The sequence below is a fragment of the Pseudonocardia pini genome (assembly GCF_013870575.1).
Lineage (GTDB): Bacteria > Actinomycetota > Actinomycetes > Mycobacteriales > Pseudonocardiaceae > Pseudonocardia > Pseudonocardia pini.
In genome coordinates this window covers 1-9,520 of the sequence record NZ_JACBXB010000137.1, presented here as the reverse complement: position 1 = coordinate 9,520, position 9,520 = coordinate 1, and the positions used below count along the sequence as shown (strand labels likewise).

Sequence of the window (9,520 nt, the reverse complement as noted above, 5' to 3'; positions counted from 1 at the left end):
AGCCGACGCCGCGAGCAGGCGCAGCACGTCGAGGACGTCGGCCGCGCGGACGGTGTCCAGGGTGGTGGGGGGCATCTAGTGCGCCCAGGTCCGGTCGTCCGCCGCGGCGCGCCAGACGTCGATGTTGCGGGGGTCGCGCTTGAGCCTGCGCGGGCGGTGCGTCTCGTGCTCCTCGGGGGTGAGGACGCGGTGTCCGTCGCACAGCTCGTAGCGCGGCCCGTGCTTCGGGTCGTAGAGGTAGAAGGCGATCGAGGTCGAGGCCGAGTGGTTGACCACGTCGCCGAGGATCGCGACCTGCTTGTACTGCGCGCGCGCCCGCCGCCGCATGACGCCGTCCATCGAGCCCATGATGAAACAGAGGTGCTCGAGGGCGTACCGGTCGGCCCGGCGCACCGCCAGGCTGTGGTGGTAGCGGTCCTCGCAGCGCAGGAACGCGGTGAAGTCCTCGACGTAGTCCGAGGCGCGGAAGCCGAGCACGTCGAGGTAGAAGTGCAGGGTCTCCTCGTACCGGTCGGTCACGACGAACGGGTGGACCAGGGTCTCCGGGCGCAGGTCCGGCCACGGGGTCTCGGCGTACTCGACCATGTCCAGCACGAGCTCGACCGTGGTGCCGTTGGGGTCGGTCACGGCGAAGCCGTCCTGGCAGAGGCTCTTCATCCGGTCCTGCAGCGGGTGCACCTCGTGGCCCGCGGCCGTCACGCGCTCGCGCAGGTCCGCGAGGTCCGTGGCGTTCGCCACGTGGTACCCGACGGCGTCGTAGCGGAACTGCTCGAGCTCCGGCGCGGCCACCAGCTCGACGCTGTGGTGTTCGAGGCCGACCCGCAGGTACGCGTGGGTGTCGTCGTGCTCCTCGAGGGCCAGACCGACGTGGAAGTCCAGGAACTCGATCGTCTGCGCGAGGTTCGGGACCGCGAGCCGGACGTAGGCCACCCCGTCCGGGCCGCGTGGCGTTGCCCGCATCGGGGGCGTTGCAGAGGTCATGGTCGGGGACAGTAAGGAGAACCGAACAGCGTCGTCAAGCAATGCGATACGTCATCCCGCATTGCAACATGGGCGTAACCTATCCGCCGGATGCCGCCCGTAGCTTTCGTGCCATGCCAGTCCTGCAGCCGCACGCCGGGGACCGTCCCGGCCAGCACTACGTACCGGCGTCACCGAAGACCGTCACCTGGGGTCGGATCCCCGTCGAGGGTCAGGAGCCGGTCCTCGTCGTGCGTTCCGGGGACACCGTCACCGTTGACACCGTCTCGCATGAGGGGTTGATGGAGGACCAGGGTCGGGACCCGCTCGCCTACTTCGCCGCCCACGGCGTGGCGGCGGCGGACGTGCTCACCGACCTCGCCGACATCGCGTCGTCCGACATCGTGCACACCCGCGGGCCGGACGGACCGCACGTCGTGACCGGACCCGTGCACGTCGACGGGGCACGTCCCGGGGACCTGCTGAAGGTCGAGTACCTGGAGCTCGCGCCGCGGGTGCCCTACGGCGTGGTGTCGAGCAGGCACGGGCTCGGCAGCCTCGCGGGGGAGCGGCCGGTCGATCCCGCCTCCGGTGCGCCCGTTCCCGTCCTCAGCCAGTTCTGCAGCGTCGACCTCACGGCCGCGGTGCCGACGGCGCGGATGGACTACCCGGGCGGCTCCCTCGCCTTCCCGATCGACCCGTTCATGGGCCTGGCCGGGGTGACCCCGGCGGGCGCGACCGCCCTCAACACGATCCCGCCCGGACCGTTCGGCGGGAACCTCGACGTCCGGGACCTGAACCTGGGGTCCACGATGTACGTCCCGGTCCAGGTCGAGGGTGCGGGCTTCTACCTCGGGGACCCGCACTTCGCACAGGGCAACGGCGAGGTCTCGCTGACCGCGCTGGAGGCCTCGCTCCGCACCACCGTGCGGCTCACCGTGCTCCCCGCCGCCGAGGCCGCCCCGCTGGTCGGGGCGCCCGCCGGGCCGGTGGGGGAGACCGACACCCACTGGATCACGATCGGCCTGGACACCGACCTCGACGAGGCGATGAAGGCCTGTGTGCGCGAGGCCATCCGGCTCCTGGAGGAGGTGGCGGGCGTGCCCGGTCACGTCGCCTACCTGTACCTCAGCGCCGCGGGTGACTTCGTGGTCAGCCAGGTCGTCGACTCCGTCAAGGGCGTGCACTGCCGCATCCGCAAGGCGGACTTCCCCGCCTGGCACTAGCCGACCCCCGCTCCCCAGCACCGCAACCCGGCATCCGTCGACGCGCCGGCGGCCGCTCCCCGGCCGCCGGCCCCGCCGTGCCCGCACCTCGGAGGAACCACCCGCATGACCACGTCGCTCGATCTCGCCCCCGTGACCGGGCCCGCCGCCTGGCGCGGGGACGAGCTGTCCGGCACCGACAGCTGGATCCACCACCTGACCCCCGAGGAGGTCGCCGAGCTGGAGGAGGTCGGGGGCCGCTTCCTCGACGACGACCCGGACCTGCGCTCCGTGGTCCCGGAGGACTACCCGCTGCCGGTCTGCGCCGAGCACCTGCGGCTGACCGGGCAGGAGCTCGACCGCGGCCGCGGGTTCCTGCTGGTCCGCGGCCTGCGCACCACCCACTACTCCGACGCGCTGTCCGCCGCGATCTTCTTCCTGATGGGCCTGCACCTCGGTGAGCCGATGCGCCAGAACGAGCTGGGCGACCTGCTGGACCACATCATGGCCACCTCGGACAAGACCCTCGCCGATCCCGAGGCGCTCGGCTCCCGGGTCCGGGACAAGCTCAACTTCCACTCCGACAGCTCGGACATCGTGGCCCTGATGTGCCTGCGCCCCTCCCGCGAGGGTGGGGCGAGCACGCTGGTCAGCGGCGCCACGCTGTACAACGAGGTGCTCGCCCGCCGTCCCGACCTGGCCCCGCTGCTCTTCGAGCCCTTCCACCACGACTGGTACAAGCAGGACCACGACGCCCCGCAGCGCTACTACACCTCACCGATCTGCAGCTGGGTCGACGGCGTGTTCAGCATCTACGGCGGCACCCGGATGATCTTCTCGGCGCAGGACTACCCCGAGGTCCCGCGGCTGACCGAGGCGCAGGTCGAGCTGCTGCACCTGTTGGACACCATCGCCCGCGAGCCCGGCGTGGCCCTCGACATGGACTTCCGGCCCGGAGACGTCCAGTGGCTGCTCAACTACGCGGCGCTGCACTCGCGCACCGCGTTCCTCGACTTCCCGGAGCTCCAGCGGCGCCGCCACCTGCTCCGGCTGTGGCTGCGCCACGACGTGGGCCGCCCCGTGGTCCCGGGCTTCGGCAAGAACGTCGTGCAGGGCCGCACGGAGGTCCGCGCCGCGGACCAGCAGGACGACCGCGGGAACTTCTCGATCACCATGGCCGCGATCCCGCGCATGGACTGGGGCTCCTGACCCCGCCGCACCACCAGCACCACCAGCACTGCCCTCCCCGCACCTCCCTTCCCGCCACCCCTGGAGCACCCATGCCCACCTTCCGCTCGACCCTGACCCGGTGCGCCGCCGGCGCCTCGGCCGTCGGACTCGCCGCCGTCCTCTCGGCCTGCGGCTCCGAGACGGCCACGACGGCTGCCGGCGCCGACGGGCTGGTCCCGCTGCGGGTGACCTCGTTGGCGCTCTGCAACGAGGTCACCCAGTACGGCGTCGACGCAGGCATCTTCGCGCGCAACGGCCTCGCCGTGGAGCTGGTCAAGACCAACGGCGGCGCCGCAGGCCTGGCCGCCGTCCAGTCCGGTTCGGCCGACATCGCGTTCGTCAACCCCGTGACCACCCTCAACGCCGCGGCGGGCGGGGTGCCGATCGACGTCGTCACCGGCAGCGCGCTCACCACCCAGGAGTCCAACGCGGTCATCGCGGGCACCGGCTCCGGCATCGATGGCCCGGCGGACCTGCAGGGCAAGACCGTCGCGGTCAACGAGCTCGGCGGCAGCGGCCAGTTCCTCACCACCAAGTGGATCGAGGCAGCGGCAGGCGCGCCGGTCACCGCGAAGTTCGTCGCGCTGCCCTTCCCCGAGCTCGTCACCGCCGTGGAGAACGGTCAGGTCGACGCCGCCCAGGTCTCGTCCGCGCAGGTCGCGCAGATCACCAAGAACGGCAAGGGCAAGTCGATCGGCAACCCGATCTACGAGAACGTCGGCCCCACCCCCGGTGCGGTCTACCTCGCGATGCGCGACTACGTCGAGGCCAACCCGGAGACCGTGCAGAAGTTCGTCACGGCGATGGACGAGGTCGCGGCCGTCAGCAACGACCCGGCCAACGACACCCCGCGCTACGAGGTGCTGTCGAAGTACTGCAAGACCCCGGCGGCCGACCTGCCCGCCATCGCCGAGCCGGACTACGAGGGCAAGCTCGACATGACCGCCTTCCAGCGGATGGCGGACATCGCGTTCGAGGGCGGTCTGATCAAGACCGACCTCGACGTGACCACCCTGGTCCCCGAGGGTTCGCGCAGGTGAGCACGGCACCGGCGGGACCGGCCACGACGGAGGGCCGCATCGCACGACTGGGCTATCCGGTCGCCGGGGTCGCGAGCGTCGTCGCCGTGTGGGCGCTGGCGAGCGGGCTCGGCCTGGTGGCGCCGGAGGCGCTGCCCGGGCCGCTCGCCGTCCTGGCGGCGATCCCGCAGCTGCTCGGCGACGGCGAGTTCCTCCCGGAGCTCGGCGACACCCTGTGGACGTGGCTGGTCTCGCTGGTGCTGACGACGGTCGTCGCGGTGCCGGTGGGGCTGGCGGTGGGCTCGGTGCCCGCGGCCCAGCGCGCGACGATGGTGGCGGTCAACGCCTTCCGGTCGGTCCCCTCCAGCGCGTTGATCCCGATCGGGATCCTGATCTTCGGGTTGGGGATCACGATGAAGGTGGCCCTGGCCGTGTACGCCATCGCCTGGCCGATCCTGATCAGCACGCTCTACGGCGTGGCGAGCACCGAGCCGATGCGGATCGACGCGGGCCGGTCGATGCGCTGGCCGTGGTGGCGTCGCCAGGTGTTCGTGGTGCTGCCCAGCGCCCTGCCGCAGATCGCCACGGGGATCCGGATCGCGGCCAGCGTGGCGCTGGTCGTGGTCGTCAGCACCGAGCTGCTGGGGGCGAGCACCGGAGCCGGTGTCGTCCTCGTGTCCTACCAGCAGGGCCTGCGACCCGACGTGGTCTACGCGGGCGTCCTGCTCCTCGCCGCGATGGGAGCGATCGTGTACGCCCTGCTGGCCGGCCTCGAGCGCCGCCTCTTCACCTGGGTCCCGCATGTCTAGCCCGGCCGCGGTGGCCGACCCGGCGGCGCCGACCGGCGGGCCCGCCGCCGGCGGGCCCGGACCCGCCCGGCCGCCCCGGTGGCGTCGGGCCCTGACCACCCTCGCCGACGGCTGGCTGCTGCTCGCGCTCCTCGTGGTCTGGGAGGTCTGGGCCCGCGCCGACCCGTCGCTGTTCTTCCCACCGCTGACGAAGGTCCTGGGGGAGTTCGGGTCGGTCTACCTGACCTCCGACCCGTCGACGCTGTTCCTGTCCGCGGGCTTCTGGGACAACGCCGGGGTGAGCCTCGCCCGGTTCCTCCAGGGCTGGCTGGGCGCGATCGTCGTCGGTGTCGCCGCGGGCCTCGCGCTGGGCCGCAGCCGCGTGCTGAGCCGGATGTACGACCCGATCGTCCGGTTCTTCATGTCCATGCCCAAGGTGGCGCTGCTCCCGGTCGCCGTGCAGATCTTCGGGGTCACGGACGCGATGAACGTGTTCCTGATCTTCCTCGGCACGGTGTGGATCATCCTGGTCAACACCGCCGACGGGATCGCGGGCGTGGACGAGTCGTGGGTGCGCAGCGGGCGCAGCCTGCGGTTGTCGCGGTTCGCCCTGTTCACCCGGGTGCTGCTGCCCGCGGCGGCGCCCCGGATCCTCGCGGGGATCCGGGTGAGCGTGGGGACCGCGCTCATCCTGATGATCGTCTCCGAGCTGTACGCCACGACGAGCGGCCTGGGCTACCAGATCGTCTACGCCGAGCGCACCTTCGCCTACCTGGAGATGTGGGCGGGCCTGGTGCTCGTCGCGCTCATCGGCATCGCCCTCAACGGCGCGATGAGCGCCGTGGAACGGCGGCTGCTGCGCTGGGAGCGGCGCACCGGTCTCGCCGACCTCTGACCGCCCGACACCACCACTCCGACTCCACGTGAGGGGAACGGACATGAACGACGGCGCCACCGCCGTGCCGGCACTCGACGTCGCCGGCGTCAGCAAGGCCTACGACACCGCGAGCGGGCGGCGGATCGCCCTGAGCGAGACCTCGGTCCGCATCGAGGCGGGGGAGTTCGTCTCCGTCGTCGGGCCCTCCGGGTGCGGGAAGTCGACTCTCCTGATGATGATGGCGGGGCTGCTGGCCCCGTCGGAGGGCGAGATCCGGCTCGACGGGAGGCCGATCGACGGCCCGCCGCCCGGGCTCGCCGTCGTCTTCCAGGACTACAGCCGCTCGCTCTTCCCGTGGATGAGCGTGCGTCGCAACCTCGCGCTGGCCGCCGCCTCCGACAAGCTGCCCAAGGAGGAGGTCGCCCGTCGGGTCCAGCACTGCCTCACGGCCGTCGGCCTGCCCGACGCCGCCGACCTCAGGCCCTACCAGATGTCGGGTGGAATGCAGCAGCGCGTGGCGATCGCCCGCGCGCTGATGGTGCAGCCCCAGGTCATGCTCATGGACGAGCCGTTCGCGGCCGTCGACGCCCAGACCCGGGCCGACCTGGAGGACCTCGTGGTCCGGCTCGGCCAGGAGTTCGGCGCGACGATCGTGTTCGTCACGCACGACATCGACGAGGCCGTGTACGTCGCCGACCGGGTCCTGGTGCTGGCGGCGGGTCCGGGCAGGCTCGCGGCGGACATCCCGGTCGACCTGGGCTCCCGGCGCGACCAGGTGGAGACCAAGCTGGACCCGGAGTTCGCCCGGCTGCGCAGCGAGGTGTTCCAGCTGGTCATGCGCCCCCGCGCCATCGTGGACGTGCCGGTGTCCGCCTCCGCCTGACCCGGCGGCCCCAGGGCCCGTCCTCCTCCGGGAGGGCGGGCCCGTCGTCGTTCCCGGTGGGCGGGCGCCGGACGCACGAACGGCACCCTCGTGCGGAGCTGCCGCACGAGGGTGCCTGTGGGTGACGACCTCAGAGGATGAAGCTGAGCCGCTCGCCGGGGCCCATGGCCTCGTTCACCGGGACGGCCCGGCGCAGGACGAACCGCAGGCCGTCGGGGAGCACGACGAGGCGGTGGTCGTAGCGGGCCACGTAGGTGAACGCGGCACCGTCCCGGTAGCGGTGCACCACCACGTTGGCGCCCACGGTGAGCTCGGCGCCCTCCTGGGCCACCACACAGACGTTGCCGACCATCCGGTGCGTGCGCGAGCGCGGGTTCTCCGCGTGGGCCTTGCGGCTCTTGAGCCGCTTCACCCTGGCCCGCAACAGGTCCCAGTCGTCGCAGACGAAGTAGCCCGCCTCGGCGGGGGTCCAGCCCCGGTTGTCCGTGGTCGGCACCTCCATGGTCGCGCCCGGCACGAACAGGGCCAGCCAGGCGTCGAGCTGCCAGGTGTCCAGCAGGTGCGCCTCGCGGTAGAGGAAGTCCTCCACCTCGGGCCGACCCACGGTCCGCTCGGAGGTCGGCAGGTCGAGGGTGAGATCGGGCTGCGCGGTCATGCGGAGACCCCCGTCCCGGCCGGGCCCGAGCCGGGCACCTCGCCCACCACCCTGCTCCAGTGCCGCCAGAAGCTGCGCATGGCGCCCTCGTCGATCGAGCGCCCGGGCCGGGCGGCCTTCTCGTCGGCCATCCCGCGGGACATGTCGCTCCAGTCCAGCTCCGGGTCGACCTCGCCGGTGAAGCCCACCCCGGAGGTGGCGTGGATGCCGCGCTGGACGGCCTCGTAGGCCTCGATGTCGTCGGGCGTGGCCAGCCCACCGGGGCCGACGAAGCTGGCCATCGTGCGCAGCCGCAGCTCCCGGGTCTCGGCAGGCTCGTCGACCTCCACGAGCTGCCAGGCCCGGACGTGCGTCGCTCCCGGCTCGGCGGGCTCGAGCTGGCGGATCGTCAGCGCCTCGAGGTCGAAGAGCAGCAGGTTCGGGAAGACGTAGAGGATCTTCGACGAGTCGGCGACGGCCGCGGCGCGGTCCGCGCCGAGCCGCTCGGCCATCTCGGCCCGCTTCTGCTCGGTGCGGATCCGCTCGGACTCCCCGAAGCGGGGCTCCCAGATCATCCCGATCCGGCCGTTGTGGCCGGTCAGCACGACCAGCCCGTGTCCGTCGCCCAGGTCGTAGGCGTACTGGTCGTCGTCGGTCACGGCGAAGCCGGTCTCGCGCAGGTACCCGACGAAGGTGTTGTGGGTGGGCGCGAAGTGGTACCCGTCCATCGCGTTCTCGACGGCGAGCTTCCAGTTGCCGCGCACGGCGTAGCTCTGCACGCCGGGGGTCGTGGTCATCCCGCGCGGCCCGATGGAGGCGGTCATGGTCAGGTAGTCCGCGGCCGCGCCGAGGTGGGTGAGCAGGTCCGGGACGTCGGGATCGAACGAGACGAACACGAAGCCCTCGTGGACGGCGAGGCGGGCCACCGAGCGCAGGGCCAACCCGTCGGCGAAGCCGTCGGCCGGGTAGCCGGCCTTGTCCGGCAGGGCGGCCAGCTCACCGGAGGTCTTGAACGTCCAGGCGTGGTAGAAGCACTGGAAGTGCTTTGTCCGCCCCTCGGTCTCCCGGCACAGGATGGTGCCGCGGTGGGGGCACGCGTTGAGGTAGGCGTGCACCGCGCCGTCCTGGTCGCGGCAGAAGATCAGGGGCCTGCCGCCGAGGGTGCGGGTGCGGAAGTCCCCGGGCTCGGGGATCTCGGTCTCGTGGCCGAGGTAGAGCCAGGTGTGCGACCAGATCCGGTCGCTCTCCCGGTGCAGCACGGCGGCGTCGCGGTAGGCGGAGCGGTGGACCCGGAAGGTGGAGCGTGCCCAGTCCTGGCGGACCATGGAGTTGCCGACGACCTTGTCGGCGGCATCCGGACCGGTGGGGGCCGACGGGGGAGCGGCGCGCAGGCCGGGGGGTACCGGGGTCCCGGGGGGAACGGTGGGAGCGGTGGGCGCGGAACCGGGGGCGGTCGGCGTCATGTACTGAACCTCGCGAGCGTCAGAGCGTAAGACGAGACGTCGTCTCGCACTACGCGACGGTACGGTGGGGAGTTGCGCGTTTTCAACGATCGGCGCCAGGCGTGACACCCTCGACCCGCGTTCGTAACGGGAGGTGCTGCGCCGCCGTGGTGGGTGCGGACCTGGTCGGGTCCGGCTCGGTCGGGTCCTCTCGTGTCGTCTCCTCTCGGTCGGCCATCGGGACGGCGTCGGGTGCGGGTGGGGTCTCCGGGTCGAGTCGGGCCTCCCGGGCGGCGGGCCGCACGAGCAGCAGGGCCGCCGCGGTCGTCACGGTGGCGACCACGGCGAAGGACCACGCCCAGGACGTCCGGCCGAGGAGCGCGCCGAACAGGGAGGGGGTCAGTGCCATGCCGCCCGCCACCGCCGTGTTCTGGATCGCGAGGGCGAGCCCCGTCCGGCCCGCCGGGGCGCGTTCGCCGACG

Annotated in this window: 10 protein-coding genes; 6 read left to right on the top strand and 4 right to left on the bottom strand. The window is 72.2% G+C overall.

Annotated elements, in window-relative coordinates; genetic code table 11:
* Window positions 1-75 precede the first annotated feature (75 nt).
* A complete protein-coding gene (locus H5J29_RS10910; protein WP_181780817.1) occupies window positions 76-981 on the bottom strand; it encodes a VOC family protein in 906 nt (301 codons plus the stop codon).
* A 113-nt stretch (window positions 982-1,094) separates the two neighbouring features.
* Here H5J29_RS10910 and H5J29_RS10905 point away from each other — a divergent pair, with 113 nt between their 5' ends.
* From H5J29_RS10905 to H5J29_RS10880, 6 genes are all read left to right on the top strand, one after another.
* Complete coding sequence (locus tag H5J29_RS10905; protein WP_181780816.1) at window positions 1,095-2,186, top strand: acetamidase/formamidase family protein; 1,092 nt, start codon at window positions 1,095-1,097, stop codon at window positions 2,184-2,186.
* A 105-nt stretch (window positions 2,187-2,291) separates the two neighbouring features.
* A complete protein-coding gene (locus H5J29_RS10900) occupies window positions 2,292-3,374 on the top strand; it encodes a TauD/TfdA family dioxygenase (protein WP_181780815.1) in 1,083 nt (360 codons plus the stop codon).
* A gap of 71 nt (window positions 3,375-3,445) precedes the next feature.
* Window positions 3,446-4,435 (top strand): ABC transporter substrate-binding protein, encoded by a 990-nt coding sequence (locus H5J29_RS10895; protein WP_181780814.1) that lies wholly within the window; start codon window positions 3,446-3,448, stop codon window positions 4,433-4,435.
* Window positions 4,432-5,223 (top strand): ABC transporter permease, encoded by a 792-nt coding sequence (locus H5J29_RS34925; RefSeq protein ID WP_181780813.1) that lies wholly within the window; start codon window positions 4,432-4,434, stop codon window positions 5,221-5,223. The genes H5J29_RS10895 and H5J29_RS34925 overlap by 4 nt, the downstream gene beginning before the upstream one ends.
* A gap of 10 nt (window positions 5,224-5,233) precedes the next feature.
* Window positions 5,234-6,097 carry an ABC transporter permease gene (locus H5J29_RS35825; RefSeq protein WP_181780812.1) on the top strand — a complete coding sequence of 288 codons (864 nt, stop codon included), beginning with the start codon at window positions 5,234-5,236 and terminating at the stop codon, window positions 6,095-6,097.
* Window positions 6,098-6,140: 43 nt separating this feature from the next.
* Entirely contained in the window at window positions 6,141-6,962 is an 822-nt protein-coding gene (locus H5J29_RS10880; RefSeq protein WP_181780811.1) for an ABC transporter ATP-binding protein, read from the top strand.
* Window positions 6,963-7,092: 130 nt separating this feature from the next.
* Here the strand turns inward: H5J29_RS10880 and H5J29_RS10875 are convergent, their stop codons facing one another.
* The 3 genes from H5J29_RS10875 to H5J29_RS10865 form a co-directional block, all read right to left on the bottom strand.
* Window positions 7,093-7,617 carry an aromatic-ring-hydroxylating dioxygenase subunit beta gene (locus tag H5J29_RS10875; RefSeq protein WP_181780810.1) on the bottom strand — a complete coding sequence of 175 codons (525 nt, stop codon included), beginning with the start codon at window positions 7,615-7,617 and terminating at the stop codon, window positions 7,093-7,095.
* Entirely contained in the window at window positions 7,614-9,059 is a 1,446-nt protein-coding gene (locus H5J29_RS10870) for an aromatic ring-hydroxylating oxygenase subunit alpha (RefSeq protein ID WP_181780809.1), read from the bottom strand. Before H5J29_RS10870 ends, H5J29_RS10875 begins: the two co-directional genes overlap by 4 nt.
* Window positions 9,060-9,141: 82 nt before the next feature.
* The coding region (locus H5J29_RS10865) for an MFS transporter (RefSeq protein WP_181780808.1) at window positions 9,142-9,520 on the bottom strand (379 nt) is incomplete at its 5' end.